Origin of the sequence: Bradyrhizobium arachidis (genome assembly GCF_015291705.1) — a bacterium.
Taxonomy (GTDB): domain Bacteria; phylum Pseudomonadota; class Alphaproteobacteria; order Rhizobiales; family Xanthobacteraceae; genus Bradyrhizobium; species Bradyrhizobium arachidis.
In genome coordinates this window covers 4,839,794-4,855,270 of record NZ_CP030050.1, presented here as the reverse complement: position 1 = coordinate 4,855,270, position 15,477 = coordinate 4,839,794, and the positions used below count along the sequence as shown (strand labels likewise).

At 62.9% G+C, this 15,477-nt stretch carries 22 protein-coding genes; 6 read left to right on the top strand and 16 right to left on the bottom strand.

Annotated elements, in window-relative coordinates:
* Window positions 1-73: 73 nt before the first annotated feature.
* The 9 genes from WN72_RS22475 to WN72_RS22440 all read right to left on the bottom strand — a co-directional run bounded on the left by WN72_RS22475 (window position 74) and on the right by WN72_RS22440 (window position 9,669).
* Window positions 74-2,179, bottom strand: a complete 2,106-nt coding sequence (locus WN72_RS22475; protein ID WP_092220236.1) for a portal protein — start codon at window positions 2,177-2,179, stop codon at window positions 74-76.
* Window positions 2,176-3,450, bottom strand: a complete 1,275-nt coding sequence (terL, locus tag WN72_RS22470; protein ID WP_167381168.1) for a phage terminase large subunit — start codon at window positions 3,448-3,450, stop codon at window positions 2,176-2,178. Before terL ends, WN72_RS22475 begins: the two co-directional genes overlap by 4 nt.
* Window positions 3,451-3,553: 103 nt before the next feature.
* The gene (locus WN72_RS22465) at window positions 3,554-3,775 is read right to left on the bottom strand and encodes a hypothetical protein (protein WP_143130840.1); all 222 of its coding nucleotides are present in this window, start codon (window positions 3,773-3,775) and stop codon (window positions 3,554-3,556) included.
* Entirely contained in the window at window positions 3,735-4,838 is a 1,104-nt protein-coding gene (locus WN72_RS47890) for a DUF7178 family protein (protein WP_430644636.1), read from the bottom strand. The genes WN72_RS22465 and WN72_RS47890 overlap by 41 nt, the downstream gene beginning before the upstream one ends.
* Before the next feature lie 452 nt (window positions 4,839-5,290).
* Window positions 5,291-5,749 carry an SLOG family protein gene (locus WN72_RS22460; protein ID WP_092220230.1) on the bottom strand — a complete coding sequence of 153 codons (459 nt, stop codon included), beginning with the start codon at window positions 5,747-5,749 and terminating at the stop codon, window positions 5,291-5,293.
* 570 nt (window positions 5,750-6,319) lie between these two features.
* Window positions 6,320-7,384: an IS110 family RNA-guided transposase gene (locus tag WN72_RS22455; protein ID WP_194482925.1), complete on the bottom strand. Its 1,065-nt coding sequence runs from the start codon at window positions 7,382-7,384 to the stop codon at window positions 6,320-6,322.
* 161 nt (window positions 7,385-7,545) lie between these two features.
* Entirely contained in the window at window positions 7,546-8,784 is a 1,239-nt protein-coding gene (locus WN72_RS22450) for a DUF418 domain-containing protein (protein ID WP_194483031.1), read from the bottom strand.
* 225 nt (window positions 8,785-9,009) lie between these two features.
* On the bottom strand, window positions 9,010-9,321 hold the full coding sequence (locus WN72_RS22445; RefSeq protein WP_092219999.1) for a hypothetical protein: 312 nt from the start codon (window positions 9,319-9,321) through the stop codon (window positions 9,010-9,012).
* A gap of 69 nt (window positions 9,322-9,390) precedes the next feature.
* The gene (locus WN72_RS22440; protein ID WP_092220001.1) at window positions 9,391-9,669 is read right to left on the bottom strand and encodes a hypothetical protein; all 279 of its coding nucleotides are present in this window, start codon (window positions 9,667-9,669) and stop codon (window positions 9,391-9,393) included.
* Between the two features lie 118 nt (window positions 9,670-9,787).
* Here WN72_RS22440 and WN72_RS22435 point away from each other — a divergent pair, with 118 nt between their 5' ends.
* Together WN72_RS22435 and WN72_RS22430 are read left to right on the top strand one after the other, a co-directional pair.
* The gene (locus tag WN72_RS22435; protein ID WP_092220003.1) at window positions 9,788-9,967 is read left to right on the top strand and encodes a hypothetical protein; all 180 of its coding nucleotides are present in this window, start codon (window positions 9,788-9,790) and stop codon (window positions 9,965-9,967) included.
* A gap of 94 nt (window positions 9,968-10,061) precedes the next feature.
* A complete protein-coding gene (locus tag WN72_RS22430; protein ID WP_092220005.1) occupies window positions 10,062-10,316 on the top strand; it encodes a hypothetical protein in 255 nt (84 codons plus the stop codon).
* A gap of 39 nt (window positions 10,317-10,355) precedes the next feature.
* On the opposite strand, the gene WN72_RS22425 is transcribed toward WN72_RS22430, so the two are convergent.
* Together WN72_RS22425 and WN72_RS22420 are read right to left on the bottom strand one after the other, a co-directional pair.
* Window positions 10,356-10,544: a hypothetical protein gene (locus WN72_RS22425; protein ID WP_092220008.1), complete on the bottom strand. Its 189-nt coding sequence runs from the start codon at window positions 10,542-10,544 to the stop codon at window positions 10,356-10,358.
* A gap of 446 nt (window positions 10,545-10,990) precedes the next feature.
* On the bottom strand, window positions 10,991-11,473 hold the full coding sequence (locus WN72_RS22420) for a hypothetical protein (protein ID WP_092220010.1): 483 nt from the start codon (window positions 11,471-11,473) through the stop codon (window positions 10,991-10,993).
* A 517-nt stretch (window positions 11,474-11,990) separates the two neighbouring features.
* Between WN72_RS22420 and WN72_RS22415 the strand changes: the two genes are divergently transcribed.
* Genes WN72_RS22415 through WN72_RS22405 form a run of 4 tightly spaced genes read left to right on the top strand, consistent with a single transcriptional unit; the run spans window position 11,991 to window position 13,084 of the window.
* Window positions 11,991-12,551, top strand: a complete 561-nt coding sequence (locus WN72_RS22415; RefSeq protein WP_347337499.1) for a recombinase family protein — start codon at window positions 11,991-11,993, stop codon at window positions 12,549-12,551.
* Window positions 12,491-12,658: a recombinase family protein gene (locus WN72_RS47630; RefSeq protein WP_347341972.1), complete on the top strand. Its 168-nt coding sequence runs from the start codon at window positions 12,491-12,493 to the stop codon at window positions 12,656-12,658. Before WN72_RS22415 ends, WN72_RS47630 begins: the two co-directional genes overlap by 61 nt.
* The gene (locus WN72_RS22410; protein WP_092220012.1) at window positions 12,639-12,878 is read left to right on the top strand and encodes a hypothetical protein; all 240 of its coding nucleotides are present in this window, start codon (window positions 12,639-12,641) and stop codon (window positions 12,876-12,878) included. Before WN72_RS47630 ends, WN72_RS22410 begins: the two co-directional genes overlap by 20 nt.
* Entirely contained in the window at window positions 12,875-13,084 is a 210-nt protein-coding gene (locus WN72_RS22405) for a hypothetical protein (protein ID WP_092220014.1), read from the top strand. The genes WN72_RS22410 and WN72_RS22405 overlap by 4 nt, the downstream gene beginning before the upstream one ends.
* Before the next feature lie 271 nt (window positions 13,085-13,355).
* Here the strand turns inward: WN72_RS22405 and WN72_RS22400 are convergent, their stop codons facing one another.
* The 5 genes from WN72_RS22400 to WN72_RS22380 all read right to left on the bottom strand — a co-directional run bounded on the left by WN72_RS22400 (window position 13,356) and on the right by WN72_RS22380 (window position 15,462).
* Window positions 13,356-13,700, bottom strand: a complete 345-nt coding sequence (locus WN72_RS22400; RefSeq protein ID WP_092220115.1) for a nuclear transport factor 2 family protein — start codon at window positions 13,698-13,700, stop codon at window positions 13,356-13,358.
* Window positions 13,701-13,787: 87 nt separating this feature from the next.
* Entirely contained in the window at window positions 13,788-14,300 is a 513-nt protein-coding gene (locus tag WN72_RS22395) for a hypothetical protein (protein WP_092220017.1), read from the bottom strand.
* 172 nt (window positions 14,301-14,472) lie between these two features.
* Complete coding sequence (locus WN72_RS22390) at window positions 14,473-14,826, bottom strand: YdaU family protein (protein WP_092220019.1); 354 nt, start codon at window positions 14,824-14,826, stop codon at window positions 14,473-14,475.
* Window positions 14,826-15,071 (bottom strand): hypothetical protein, encoded by a 246-nt coding sequence (locus tag WN72_RS22385; protein ID WP_143130826.1) that lies wholly within the window; start codon window positions 15,069-15,071, stop codon window positions 14,826-14,828. Before WN72_RS22385 ends, WN72_RS22390 begins: the two co-directional genes overlap by 1 nt.
* Complete coding sequence (locus tag WN72_RS22380; RefSeq protein WP_092220023.1) at window positions 15,043-15,462, bottom strand: hypothetical protein; 420 nt, start codon at window positions 15,460-15,462, stop codon at window positions 15,043-15,045. The genes WN72_RS22385 and WN72_RS22380 overlap by 29 nt, the downstream gene beginning before the upstream one ends.
* Window positions 15,463-15,477: the final 15 nt, after the last annotated feature.

The following is a 15,477-nucleotide window of genomic DNA, read 5'->3' as shown; positions in this document are numbered from 1 at the left end:
CGCGCGGGTCAGGCGCGCCCGCCCGTCACCGGGCGCGGGGGACAGAGGACCGCGATGGGTCGGTGGCGGTTTTCTAGGGCTGTGGCCGGGGCCGGTTCGCGGCAGCGAAGCGCGCGACGCGCTCACGGCTGGCGCGGTCCTGGCCGCGGTGGAAATCATCCACGGCGCGATCCGCCATGCGGTGGAAAGTGTCGACGCTGCGATTGGCGAGCTGCTCGATGCTCGCGCCGAACCGATCCGCGTTGCGCTGGCTGTGATCGGCCAAGAGCTGCAGCGGCGTCACCAGGGCCTTGTGGTCGAGCGAGCGCGCGGAGGCGCGCTTGTGCTCGGCGGTGGCGTTGGTCTCGTTGATCTCGGCCACCTGCTGCGCGTAGTCGAGCGGCGTCCGCGGCTCGGGTCCGCCGTCGGGCATGCCTTCGGTGTGCGCCTTGGCGATGTTGAGGAGCCCGGCGGTCTGTGCCTTGCCTGCGTCGGCCTGCGCCTTGCCCGCCTGGGCGTTGGCGAGATTGGCCTCCGCAACGGTCTTCTGAATGATCGCCGCCTGCGCCTGCTGCTTCACCGGATCGGGCTGCGCCAGCATGCCCTGCAGCTTCTTCTTCTCGCTCATCGGCAGCGCCGAGGCCTCGATGATCAGCTGCGGCGGCACCGGCACGTTGTTCTGCGACAGGCCCATCAGGAGGTCGAAGACATCGCCCATCACCGTCTCGGTGTCGGGGCCCTCGTCGACCTTGATCTCGACGTCGATGTTGCCGAGCATGTTGACCAGCATCGGCAGGCCGTACTGGTCCAGCTCGACCGAGTTGATCGCCATGAACTGCGCGACGCCCGCATCGCCCGTCACGCGCAGGAACCGCTCGCCAGTCCAATAGCGCTGCGCCGCGCACCAGCAGGCACGGTAGCGCTCCAGCTTCCACATGCGGAAGTTTTTCAGGAACGGACCCAGCTCGGCGAGCCCGGCCTGCTGCAGCAGATTGGCGGCGCGGCCCGAGACGTTCTGGCCGAATTGCTGGATCAGCTGCTGGTTCGGCCCGAACGTGTCGATCTCGGCCTTGGCGTCCTGATAATACTGCGTCTGCTGCAGGAACTCGCTTTCGGGCTGGACGATCTCAAGGTTCTTGCTGTCGCCGCGATAGACCAGGGTGCCGTCCGGCCGCGCCGCCTCGCGCCGGGTCACCTCGATGTCGTCGACCGCGCCCTCCTGGATTTTGATCTGGCGCGTGTTCATGATGTGGATCGCCTTGGAGCGATGCTGGTTCATCGCGTCCTGGGGTCCACGCAGGCGGCGAATGAAGCCGTAGTGGTCGCCATCGATGTCGATCATGTTGGCGAAGGCGGAGTATTTCGAGATCGACATGCCGCGTTCGTTGAAGAACGGGCTGTCGCCGCTCATCAGCTCAACCGAGCCCGTGTGCAGGCACCAGCGCCACATCCCGCCCCGCTTGTACCAATGATCGACCAGCCGCACGCGATTGCGGCTGTCGACCCAGAGGTTCTCGCGGTCGGTGTCAAACGCGGTCCAGAAGCCGCCGTCGCTGTTGAGATGGTCGCGCACGAGGTCGGAACCGCCCTCGGCGATCATGTCCAGCTCGTCGATATCGGCCCATTTGTAGACGCCGTGGAAACGGGTGTCGGAGAAGTTGGTGCGCAGTGAGCGCGGGTCGTAGAAGAACGTGCGCGGGTCGACATAGGCGAAGCGCAGATCGGGATCGCCGTGGTCGCCCTGGGTGAGCATCAGCTCATCGACGCCGACGCCATGCACCAGCGCGTCGCGGCAGCACTCGACCTCCAAATCCTCCGCGAAGGACGCATCGTTGATGCTGCGGATGACCTGGGTGGCGACCTCCGCGCCCTGCTCGCCCCGCGGCGCGTTGGGATAAGCCTTCGGATCGGTGCGGAGCCGGCGGATCGTTCCCGACAGACTGTCGATCTTGCGCCCCGTCCTGTCGAACGTCATCGGCGGCTGCGACCGCCTGCGCAGGATCTTCAGTTGGTCGGCGGTCCACTGATCGACGTGGTAATAACGCCAGGACTGACGCTGCTCCTCGATCTCGCGCCCCTTGGCAGAACAGTAATCCTCGAACTCACGGCGCCGGACCAAGAGCTTCCTGTCGTCGGCATCCTCCGGTCCCATCACGCCTTGCGCATTGTAGTTGGCGTTGAGGGTGTCGAGGTTGATCATAGCGTCATGGGGTCCACGGACTTGATGCGAGAATGTGCGCGATAGCCGTCAAGCGGCTCCGCGACCGAGCGGCCAGGAGCCAGCCTGCCGACGACCATGCGGTCGAGCAGCTGGCCGACGAGGCCGAGAGCGTCGACTTGGTCGTCATGTTTCGACGCCGGAAAATTCATCAGCTCCGCGAACAGGTCCGCGGCCCAGGGTGCATTCCTGGCGTAGTAGATGCCGTCGAGCGCGAGGCGACCCTGGATCGCGCGCGCCCGCACCGCCTTGTCGCCGCGCGTCGGAAACTGCTCGCGGTTCACATAGACGCGGCGCTCGCGCATGCGTTTCTCGAGGAACGGCCCGACCGCAGACTTGATCTGGCCGGTCTCTTCCGCCCAGGCGAGCGGCCGATATTTCGCGACGAGGTCGCAGAACGCCTCGATCCAGACGTCCGAGGTCTTCTGCCCGCGCCAGACGTCGAGCAAATACAGATTGCCGATGTGGTCGACGCCGACGACGACATGCACCGCATAGTCGCCGCCGTCGGCGGTGACCGCGTAGTCGCTGCCGCCGTAGCAGCGCATCAGTTCGTGGACCGGCTGGATGTGCAGCGGCTTGAACCACTGCTCCTCGAAGTAGTCGCCCTCTTCAGGCGCGGGCGCCTGCTGATAAAGCGCGCTCCACACCCGCGGCGGCGTCGTCTCCTTCAGGTCGCGGAGCTGTTCGCCATAGCCGTATTCGCCATCGCTCCACAGAAACTCGCCGACGGCGCGCCCGAGCTGGTCGTACGCCTTGGCTTCGGCCGGGAGCGAAATCACTTCCCATGGCTGGTGATTGAGCGCGCGCCCGGCGAGGTCATCCTCGTGCCACCGCGTCTGGATCAGCAGCTGCCGCGCGCCGGGGATCAGGCGCGTGCGGAAATCGTACAGATACCATTCCCAGAGCCGGTCCCGGACGGTCTGGCTCTCGGCGTCCTCCCTGCTGCGCAGCGGATCGTCGATCACGCCAAACAGCGCGCGGAAGCCCGCGATGCCGATGCGCGCGCCGGCCGCGAGATATTCGCCGCCCTCCTTGATCGCCCAGCGCCCGGCCGCTTGGTTGTTGTCGTCGGGGTGGATGCCGAGGATCGAGGTCTGCTCGGCAATCAGGTTGCGAACCCGCCTGCCCCAGCGTTCGGCCAGCTCAGTGGTGTGCGAGGCGGCGAGAAACTGCGCCTTGGGGTGCTGCGCCATGCACCAGGGCGGAAACAGCACCGAGGCATAGGTGCTCTTGGCGCTGCCGGGCGGCATAAAAATTGCGAGCCGGGGAATGTCGCCCCGGCTCAGCGCCTCAAGTTTTTCGATCAGCAGAAGATGGTGACGGGCAGGCAGATAGCCTTGAGATTTGCACCACTCAGTGAGGTTTGAGCGGATCAGCTTGCGCCGGAGTATCTCCGACGCAGCCTTCTCTGCCGTTATCATGCTTCAGTGCGGCGTCGTACTCATTGAGCAGATCAATGATGTGCTGCTCCTCGGGCTCGATCACCTCTGGGGTCTCGCCCCACCAGTTGATCTGGACGTAGCGTTCGGCGAGCCTACCGATATGTTGATCCAAGTTGCGGAGCACGAGTGTCAATGCCGCCTCGTAGCCACTCAGGCGTACCAATTCCGCCCGCAACGTCGAAGATCGCTCGCCGTGCTTGATCGACTGAGAGTTCACCACGGTCCACCGCTTTCCAAATGTCATCGACAGCTGTCGCATTTTTAGCGGTTTTCCAGTCGGCTGGGAAGAGTTCACGGATCGGCTCCCAGGTCGCACTTTGTGCGGCGCGCGGGAGCATTCCGTACTCCTTAGCAAATTGTCGAGTCGCATCAGCCACTAAGCCGTAGGTGCCCTGGACGCCAGTCACGGCGCTCGACTTGGCGTTAACTGAGCCCGCAGGCCCGCCGGAGGCCAGATGCTGGATCACCGCCTCCGAGGAACCCGACAACGGGCGCATCTGGGCGGCGGCGACCTGATGGGTGTCGCCCGTGATGTCACCGAAGCGCGGATCGTTCGGCACCTCGATGTTGTTGTAAAAACTGCGCACCTTGTGCTTGGCGCCGAGCAACGGCGAAAGCGTGTCCATGTCGCCGCCCGACTGGATTGCGCGCACCGCCTTGTTGATGTCGGCGAAGGTGCCCCAGGCGACCTTGGCCGGATCGCCGCTCGCGGTCCTGACGAAGTCCCCATAGTCGCCTTCCGGCAGCACCGAGCGATAATTGCGCGGATTATGCGCCTCGTCATAGGCGCGCACGAACAGCGCAGCCTGATCGGGATCGACCTGATCGAGCCGCTTGCCCTCGATGGCGCGGATCGCCTCCATCGCCTTGGGGTCCGCAGCGAGCTTCGGGTTGGCTGCAGCCCACGCCGCCATGTCGGCGGTCGCGCGCGGGTTGCCGGTGACGATGTCGCCGACGCGCTCGCCGAGCGAGGCATTCATGAACCAGTCTTTCTGCGGCGACAGCGACGCCAGGGCGGCCGAGGCGCTCTGCCGGGGCACGCCCCAGCGCTGCGCCAGCGCATCCGAAATCCGGTTTGCGCCCTCGTACCAGAGCGGCGCGCGGCGCTGGAGGTCGGCGGGCGAGTTTTCGTACAGGAACCGTATGTTGCCTGCGGCCTGATTGATATAGGCCTTCGCCGCCTCCTCGGGCGACATGCCTTGGAGGTGTGCAAAGCCCGGATAACGCGCCAGGATCGCGGTGTTGTGCGCAAACTGCTCTGGGTCCATCCGCATCTCCTCGGTGCCGATGGACAGGTGCTGCGTCAGCGGATTTTCCGCACTCTTCACGCCGGTCGGGAAGCGCGTCGAGACGCGCGTGTCGCCCTTGGCAATCGCCTGTGGCAGCTCGGACAGCGGCCGGATCGCGCCCGCGCCGAGCACTGCCTCGCCTGCCCGCACCGGCACGCCAGCGATGGCGCCTGTGCCCATCGGCAGCGTCGCGGCCTCCAGCACGGGCGCCGGATCGTATTCGCCCGTTTGCGAATAGCGGTCCATCGCTTCGCGCAGGCGGATCGGCAGCGTGCCGAGACTGCCCGCGACGTCCATGACCATTTTCGCGGGCACCTTGGCCGCGGCGAGCGCCTTGTCGCCGAAGCTCAGCGGCGCGCTCAGCGTTCCGAGCGGCCGGAAGTCTCCATAGCGGTCGCGGATGCGGTCGGCTGCGCTCCTGCTGTCGTTATTTTCGGGGAGGCCGAGCTGGGCGCGGCTTGAGATAAAGCGCCCGTTCTCGTCGCGATCCGCCATTGCTCTGTTACTGCTATCCTGTTCCGCTCTTTCGAGAGATCGATGACGCGCACGCCCGCCTCGCGCGCCTGCTTCATCATGTCGGCGGTGCCGCTGCCGCCGGGGAACGCGATCACCAGCCCCGGCTTGGCCTCATCGAGCATCTGCCGATTGCGGATCGGCCCAGCTCCGTTGTGATGGAGCTTCCAGTGCGCGGGAAATCGCTCGATGGGGAGGCGATTTTTGGTGGCCCAGCGGTCGGCGCACCAGTCTGCGCCCTTTGCATCGCCATGGATCACCAGAGTGAAGCCGTGGACGGCGTGCAGCATGTCGAGGAAGCGCATCACTGCGTCGAGGTTGTTGAAGTTACGATTCCGCAGATGATGACGTGCATCAGCTTTTCCGGTTTTTCTCGTCGGCTTTCGGGGTCTAAGCAGAAAGTTTCTGCTCAATCAGAGCATTGCCGGTTTTGACCCGTATGTATGGTCCGGCCGTGGGGTGCAAGAAGATTTCGACGATCCGGTAGATGCGGTCTTGCATCAATGTATCCGGCCTCTGTTTGGAGCGCAGTGCTCCGGGCCATCATGGATATCAGCGCGCATGTGATCTGGTTAGCGGACAGGCCTCGACCGGGCCATTTGGGTCACCAGGGTTCACATGTGCCGGGAAGACCGATTCTCCATCGTCGTCTCATCCTCTCGCAGACCTCGGCGGGTAAGGGTTGTTACGTCATCGATAGCTCCTCACTTCGCGCTGTTCCTTCGTTCGTGCCTGGCGGCCGTTCCTTCGTCCCGGCCTGCGCGCGCAGACGCGCCGCGCGCAAGGGGCCGTCAAAGCCGGCCGTCGTGCTGTCCTGACGTCTTGCTCTCCTGCTGCCAGGCTGCGCCTTGACGGCCCCGCGCACGGCGCGAGGATCAAGCAGGTCGGGACACCGTCTCCTCCATCTTGACGCACGCGAAGGCGCGTCCCTTGTTGAGGACCGCCCAGGCGATCCGGGCGAGCTTGTTGGCGAGCGCAATCGCCAGCACGTTGTGGTGCAATCGCTTCTTGGCGGCTTCGATCCAAGAGTTGAGGCCATAGCGCTCCCAGCACTTGACCTTTACCAGAACAACCCACGCGGCTTGCACGAACAGCGCGCGCAGGTAGCGATTACCGCGCCTTGATATACTGCCGAGGATCGTGCGGTCGCCGGTCGATATCTGCTTCGGAACAAGTCCAAGCCAGGCGCCGAAGTCGCGGCCTTTCGAGAACACGTCTCCGGTGCCGATCGCAGCCACCATTGCGCTCGAGATGATTGGGCCAATGCCAGGCACCGTCATCAGTCGCTGGCAGGCCCTATCTTGACGGGCTAGTGTTTCGATCTCGCCAGATAGACCCTCGATACGCTCATCCAGCCGGCGCCAGTCTTCCGCCAGACCCTCGATGATGGGCAACATGCGAGGCGAGAGCACATCAGTGCGTGTTGCCAAGATACCTGGCAACTCGAACCGCAGGGAATGCGGGCCTTGCCGCACGGCGATGCCCCGTTCCAGCAGGAACGCACGGATCTGATTGATCGCGCCGGTACGCTGACCGACCAATCGATCGCGGACGCGGTGCAGTGCCTGAAGGTCGAGCTGATCGGCGGTCTTGGTCGCGACGAACTTCATGGTCGGGCGTTGGACAGCCTCGGCGATGGCTTCCGCATCTCGGAAGTCATTCTTCTGTCCCTTCGAATACGGGCGCACGTATTTCGCTGGCATCAGGCGGGCGTCGTGGCCAAGTACTTGGAGTTTGCGGCTGAGATGATGGGCGCCTACGCAGGCCTCCATACCGATCAAGCACGGCGGCAGGTTGGCGAGCCGCGTTTCCACCTGGCCGCGCGACCACTTCTGCCGCAGCACGATGGCACCGCGGTGATCCTGACCCACGATGTGGAACGAGTTTTTGCCGATGTCGATGCCGATCACGGCGATCGCCGCGTTGAGTTTCTGAGACATGGCGTGCTCCTTGTCTTGAGCGCCCCTTGCCAGCTTCTCGTGCTGGCAGGGCCGGAGCACGGCCGGACCATCCCATTAGCGGACATTTACAAATCCCATAATATGGACGGCACATCTTGCAATTTTCCGCAGGATGGGAGTCGCCGCCCGGCCTGAAGCGGTCATCCTAGATATCGCGTTCTGGAGCCTGAAACCTTACATCCCCGTCTCACAGCGGATGTAGATCCTTTCAAAGCCATCGGCTGCTGCGTGCCGTACATGAGCCTTCGCCACAACCATTCGACCGGGCCATATCGAAAATGCCTTAGCCACCAAGCGCTGAAGAATACCTGGCCGACGTACACGGCAATTCCGATTGCCAGCGCCTCGGCCGCGCCGAGGCGCCCGAATTGGCCCAGGCCATATCCGTAGAAAATCCAACCGAAGATCACGGACTGAGCGAGGTAGTTCGTGAATGCCATCCGGCCCAACGGCACAGCCCAACCCAGCAGCGTTTTTCCGCTCGTTAGTTCGGCTACGGCGACGATTGTTGCACCATAGCCGAGAGCGAGCAGGATCGTGCCGGCGGGTGTGGCCACCGCGTCCAGACTGCGGCTCGCTAAAACGCCGTTGACTTTCAGAAAGATCAAAGCTGCGCCCAGACCAACGCATGCGACCGCTGTTGAGAATAGGAGCGCCCGGTCTGGCTTTCGTACAACGTCACTCCGCCAGATGAACGCAGCAAGGAAGAACAGCCCTATGGTGCGTGGGAAGACGTAGATGTGCAGAGGAACGATCAGAGGGATTTCGCGAAGCCGGAATGTCATCACCTCCCAGAAGCTGCCGAACGCATAGACGAGATTGGCTTCCTGCACATCGCGTTGGATTGCAGCAAAACTCGGAAATAATCCAGGCGGTGACCACACCTGCAGCGCCAGATACAGTCCCAGGAACGTCGCCGCGCCGCTGGCCAAGAGCCAGCGGGGACCAAACAGGAATGGCAGAAAAATTAGGCCCGCGATTGCATATTCAGTGAGAATGTCACCGTTCCAAATGAGGCATAGGTGAATGAATCCGAGCGCCAACAACACGATCAGACGACGAAACAAGAGAAGTGCGCGATGCGGATTCGTCGAAAGATGCTCGAACTGAATTGCAAGGCCTAATCCGAACAGCAACGAGAAGAGCGCAAAAGCCTTCATGTCGACCGCCAGCATCAAGACGGTCTCGACAGCCCGGTCCAGCGGAGCTGCAGGCCGTGCAGCGGGCAGGAACTGCTCGAAAATGGAAACACGAAATTCGGTGACAAGATTGATAGCCAGGACGCCGAGCAACGCCACGCCACGAAGCGCATCGATGCTTCCGATTCTTTCGGATGGATTGACGGGACTGGAACGGCTCTCATCGATTGCAGCGGTCATGCGCCACGACTATAGATCGTGGAAGACCTTCAGTCACTTCAATTCCGCAAGTGGCCCCAAGCAGCGGTTGGAGGATGTCTGCTATTCCGCCGCTGTTGGGGGAGAAGCAGACATCGCGGATTTATGATGCCTCCGGTCGCCGGACATGGCGACCCGGCAGACGAGATCGCGCGGATGACCGCATGCGGTCGCGCGCGGGCACTCCTTGCGAACAGTGGAGTGTGTTCACCGCAGCCTCCGTCGCGCTTCGATGATGTTGAAATTTTGCGCGAGCAGCGCAAACACCATGGGGTGGCCATGGCGGATCACCAGATCGCGCCAATCGACCGGCAGACGCTCGCGCAGGAACGTCACCGCAGGCGGCGACAGCGCGTCATAGTCCTTGACGTTGCGAAGGTAGGTGCGGACGGCCTCGATGGTGTCGAACACGTCCTCCTTGTCGGAGGGATTGAGGCGGAAGACGATCTCTTCCAGGGACCGGATGCGGGTGAGAGCCCGATCCAGATCGGCGCGAAGTGAAGCCAGCGTTTCCGCCATGGAGCCGTCCCTCTCACATGGGTACCGAGTTGACCAGAAAGCTGCACTAAAACGCCCCTGACGTAAAGATTACGTGGTCAGGTTTGCGGAACTTTTTTTGAGACGCCGGTACCATGTGCGCCTGGAGACGCCGTCCGCCTTCCAGGGCTGGAGCGTGGCCTTCGAGGTCGGCGAGCAGCGCCGAACCCGCTTTTTCTTCGGCGGTGGCGGGGGTGGAGGTGGCGGCGGTTCACCGCGGGCGTTCAGCGCGATCAGCTGACGGGCGAGCAGCTGGACGGTGATGTCGGTGATGTCGCCCATGTTGGCGCGCCGGAGATCCCGCAGGCCCTTGATGTGGTCGCCAGACATCTCGCCGCGCGTCTCCTGTGACGTGGCTTGTCGGCCACACGTCCGACTAAACCGACACGGTTTGTCGGGATTCCGACAGACGCGTCAGCGCCAACTATTCAGGCTGTCAGCCATTGGAATGGTGTTGATCGGCGGATCAGCCGGTGGTTTTTCTCCAAAAGCCACCGGCTTTACCCCGGTCTGCCAGTGGCGAGGGCTGACGGCGCTGTCGGATAATGATCTTCATTTCAAAATTGCTGTCATAGCCCTTGGCGCGTTTTCGGCCGTCTTGGCGATCAGGCTGATATTTTCCTTCTGAGGCGTCAGAACGTGGAACGGCCTCGCAACTTTCTTGTTTTGTGGCCAGACGCTACGCCTTGATCCGCTGAATTGACTCTTCAGCGAGGACTGCAATGTTCAACTCGAACACGGTCGTGCACCTGATCGGCGACCCCTGCTTGAAGCTGCATCGGGCCAAAGGTAAAGGTTGTTGGTATTTCGAATTCAACGACTACCCGCTAACCGGTACTAAGATGGTGCAGGTGGCAACGCTCAACGACTGGCCGCTCGATAGATGGGTGAGTGAGGGTAGAAAATTCGCGGCCGAGATGCGGCTACGGGCGTCGGAAAACGGGCCCGGCGTGGAGGGGTCGAGCCTTGGACCTTAACACACTCATGCTGTTCGAAGAGGGCATCGGCGCACTGAGCTAGGACGGGCGAATATCCTGCGCTCCGGTGGTGCGCATCATGTCCACGAGATCGCCGAACGCAGCCTGCGCCTCATCGAGGCTCTCGAATGGCCCAATCGGCTCAGCAGGCACCCCCTCCACCGCCACATCGATCCAGAACTCATCATCCGCACCGCGAAGCGTGTAGACGACGAGTTGATCGACCATGTTGGTGCTCCCTTGCTGATAAACTAACAGCGATCTGCGTGATCACACCATAATGCCTGTTACGATCTACCACCGGTTCGTAGACAGGTTTTCAGCACAACGCACTATGGGGGACAGGGGGGAGCGCTGGAAAAGAATGCTTCCGCATCTCGCTGCGCTTGAGGCTCCAGCCGACCGACGAAGATTTGAAACTTGCCGGTGATGTCGAGGGGGCGACACCCCGAACTTCCTGAACTAGCCGCTAACGCCGAGGGGGAAGTCAGGAAAAGCATGCTTCCTGGCCTGAATTTTCCCACCCCCCGGTACCCCTGCCAGAGGGGTACAGGCCCACCCCACTGATGCGACTCAACAATTTCGATGCGAGCGCATTTGTTACGCCTGATGCGTACCGACATAGATGTTGTCGATCTCGCTCGCTGTCCCACGTTGACGTGCGTCAGCGTGTGTCAGTCCAGCTCGGTTTCCGAGCGTTCGATGATCTCGCCCTCGATCACCGTGCCATGTGCGCCGGCCTTCTGGCTCGCAATCGCGTAGAGCTGGGCGTCGGTGAGCTGTTCGGCCTTCAGGCTATGCTGATGGTCGACTGAGCGGACGTCGCGCCACTCCTCGGGATCGGCGTTCTTCAGCGCGAACACCGCGGCCGAGGTCTCGGCGCCCTTCCTGGCGCGCAGCAGCTTGGCCTCCAGCGCCGCGATCCGCGCAGCCCGCGCGCGAGACACCGCGTGGCTGAAGTCCGCGTGCGCCCTGATCCAATCATACACCGCGTCCTTGCTCTGCCTGATATGGCCCGCAAACGCCGTTAGGCTGTAGCCCTGTCCCATGAACTCAATCACCACCTCACAATATTCCGGCTTGTACTGGCTGGGCCGACCGAAGGTCTGACCGTTCCGGTAATGGGCCGGGATCGTGGTCTGCTTAAACGGGGCCATTGGTCCTCTGGTGCGATGATGGATGGCGTGTCGAGCAACGCTCCCCGCATCCACAGTGATCAACGACGAAGGCCGCAGCGAACTCAATCGCTGCGGCCTCTGTCATACCAAGAAAGACCCGGGTGAAAACGATCTACGTGAACTATGCGCCAGCCCCGGTTTGCCGAGTTTTCCCGATATTTGCAGTTCCGGCTATAACAAAGGTGAATCGGGCCACGGCGGTCCGGAATTCCTGCCGGGAACAGTGCTAAAGCGAACAGAGCGGCCCTTCGGCATGGGAGTAGCCTCGCACTCGCTTGGTCCGACCGACCAAGCACCTCCGGTCGCGGCCCCGGTCAACAGCTGCCCTCTGCATGGCCGGGGTCGTCGAGGGCGCGTGGCCGCGCGGTGCGGACCTGGATCGCTGAACAATAGTCGTTCGCCCCTGGTCCGCCTGACGATCAAGCACACAAGGTCCATCTGTTGACGTGTAGGTCTTAAAGGCCTATATGGTGGTTCGCCGCAAGGGGGGACCGCCATGACGAAGCAGATCATTTCCTACATCCGCGTGTCGCGTGAGAGCCAGGGCCGCTCCGGCCTCGGCTTGGAGGCTCAGCGCGCCGCCAACGAGCGGTTCGCCGCGGCCGAGGGCTACGAGATTGTCGCCGAATATCTGGAGGTCGAGACCGCCAAGGGGTTTGATGCCCTGGAGCGTCGGCCGCAGCTCGCCGCGGCGCTGAAGCAGGCGAAGAAGCTCAAGTGCGCCGTGCTGGTTGCCAAGCTCGACCGCTTGTCGCGCGATGTCGCTTTCATTTCCGCGCTAATGGCGCAGCGCGTGCCGTTCGTCGTCGCCGCCCTCGGCCCGAACGTCGACCCGTTCATGCTGCACATCTACGCCGCCATCGCCGAGAAGGAGCGCAACGACATCGCGCGCGCACCTCGGCCGCGCTCCAGGCCGCCAAGGCCCGCGGTCAGGTGCTGGGCAACGCCGCCCTGGCCAAAGCCAACGCCGATGCGGCGCAGGCCTTTGCCGAGAACCTGCGCGACATCGTCGAGCCGCTGCTCGGCCTGTCGTCGCGCAAAATCGCCGCCGAGCTGAACGCGCGCGGCATCAAGTCCGTCACCGGCGGCGAGTGGCGCAGCTCCACCGTCGTCCGCCTCGTCAATCGCCTCCAGGGAGAGGTCAATGTCGCCGAAGCCGCCTAAAGCCATGGACGGCGCGCAGCTCGATGCTGCCCTCAGCCAGCTCTACGACAACCCCGCCAGCGTGCGCGCCCGCTCGCTCGCCTTCTCCGAGACCATCGGCTGCGGCGACCGGCAGGTGCGTAAATGGATTTCAGGCGAGGCCGAGGTGCCGCGCCACATCGCCATGCTGGTCAATCTGATGCTCGACACCGGCACCAAGCCCGAGGAGCTGCGCCCATGAGCATGATCATCGCCACGGCCATCACCATCATGGTGCTGTTGATTGAATACTGGCCAGTCACGCTGTTTGCGCTTTGCTTTGCGGTCTATCTGTGGGTCGAGGCGCCTGACAGACGAGCTGCGCGCGAGGGGCACAAACGAAATCTGGAAGCATCAGCGCGGGTAAAGCGCGAAGAGGCCGAACACAGGGCGCGATTGAGCTGCTGAGCGGGCACTCAAATGTCAAACCCCCGGCGGGCGGCGCCGGGGGCTCTTCAATCCATCTGCCGAGCGGCCCGGAGCGCAAGGGAAACTTGAGCAGAGACGTACGGCGGATCGATAGCAGATTGATCGCGCAAAACGTCCCATCGGTCAACGCTTCAGCGTGTCAAAGAACGCCGCCAGCTCCCGCCCCTGCGCTCGCCAGATACTGTTCTTCGGGCTCCTCAGCCGCGAATGAAGCTCAATTGAGCAAGCGGAGCGCGCTAGGCCGGAGGTCTTAGCAGGAGCCGAACGAAGCCCGCTGTGTTGGACGGCAGCTCAGTGTCCTGATTTTACCGGCATCATTAAAGTCCAAGACCGCCTGCAGTATGTTTTCCCCGCTGACGTACGAGATCATTGCGACACCGTGCGAGAGCCGAAGATTGTCCAGTTCGGCAGCTGGGTGTTCCTGCAGATGGTTGGTCCAATAGACACGCAGGTTTTCTCTGCCGGAGATCGCCAATTGGTCACAATCGCAGTAGACCAGGGCATCTTTGGCGTACATTTCGAGTAGCGTTTCGATATCGCCCGCGCGGTAGGCATCGAGCCAGTCGAGGGCGGCGGCCATCGGGTCAAAAGACATACACACCTCCTGCGCCGCCGCCCTACGTCGAATTAAGAGGCGCATGTAGGATAGATAACGAAAAGATCGCGCAGATCGCCCCTTTGGTCAACCGCGCAGCGTCTCGAAAAACTTCGAAAGCCCCGCCCCCGCACTCGACAGATATTCCGCGGCGCGCTCCCTGGCGCGATAGGGCGACCTAAACCCCATCGACATCCCCGTCTCCTGCAGACCGCGGCCGAAGCACGCCACCTGATCGGCGACGAATGACGGGTTGAAGCCGATGGCCTGCTTGGCGGCGTAGTAGGTCCGCTTGTGATCGAGCTGCGCCTCGCTCCTGGCCAGCCCGGTCATGCTGCTGGGGTCGAAGGCGTAGATGCGATTGAGGTCGACACTCCCGAGTGGCCCCTGCAGCCCGCCAGCGACCCAGTGCAGCGCGTAACGGCGCAGCGCCGAGTATTCCTGGGCCGAGATGATCTGGCGCAGCCACGCCTTGCCCAGCGCGTCGTCGAGCATGGTCACCTTGCGGCTGGATCGCGCGCGCCCGGCGACGGTGAAAAATTGTCCGGCCTTGTGCAGGCGTTCGGGCGTTGGTCCTGCGTCGTCGAGCATCGTGTCCATCAGCGATCTCCGGCGAGAATGCGTGGCACGCTATATCCACAGTTTCCACACCGGCAAGCCCTTCGCGCGCGCAGCTACAGAGAAGGTAGTAGTTATTAAAAGTGTAGGTGTAGGTGGTTGAGCCGAGCTGCAGCAAAACGAAAGCCGGGCTATAGCCGGGCTGCAGCATTGCTTACTTTTTGAGGAGCCGGTTCATCGCGGACTTCGTTCCGCCCTTCGATCCGGCCAGGGAACGGCGCTGGGACGTCTCCTGAGCGCGCTGCCGCTCGTGCTCCAGGCGCGCGCTGCGCCAGCCCTCATTGCAGTCCTTGTGGAAGAAGCGCAACAGCGTCGCGCGGTTTGCGCGCCACTCGTCAGCCGTCATGCGCGTGATGTTGGCGAGCTGCTCGTCGTCATCGGCCAGCGCGCCGGTCTTCCACGAATGAAGCAACAGCAGCATGTAGGCGCCGTGCTGCGCGGGAGAGAGATGCCCAGTGTCGGCCAGATAGTCGCCAACATGGATTGGAAACCATGGAAGCTTCACCATCACTCGCCTGCACTGTTGTCGACCACGCGCACGAAGGTGTAGCGCGGAATCTTGCTTCTGCGTTTGCCCGGCTCAAATAGGCTCTTCTGGATCGTGATCGACTTGGCGTGCAGCCCCTTCACCACGGGCGCAGGGTCGCCGTCGAGCTGCATCAGCTCGACGTCGTGGTCGCTGCCGTATTCGCGGACCCAGATCGACCATCGCTTCTTCATGTCGTCACGCGCGCGGGGCTGGCGGCTTGTCATTGGTCGGCACCTTGAGGTGCCGCACGCTGACGCTATGCGGCGGCAGCACCAGCGTGTCGATCAGCTTGTTGTAGCGCGGCAGTATTTCGACGACCGCTTGGCGCAGCTCCGAAAGCTCGCGGCGCAAGGCGGCGACCTCGTCCCGCAGCGCCCCGATGACGGTGCCGCCGGGCGGCGTGTCGCCGCGCTCAAAGAACGTGCCGAACCGCTTGGTGCGAATGCTGGTGACGGACTGCACGCCGACCCCCAGCTTGGCTGCGACGGTGGCGTCGGTGTTGCCGTTGAGGTACTCGCACGTCTTCTCCCCGGTCCTCTTGAGGACAAGCTTCAGCTCCTCATAAATCTCGATGACCTGATCCTGCGTCGCTACCTGCTTCGTCTGCTTCGTCATGGGCCTGTCCTCCCG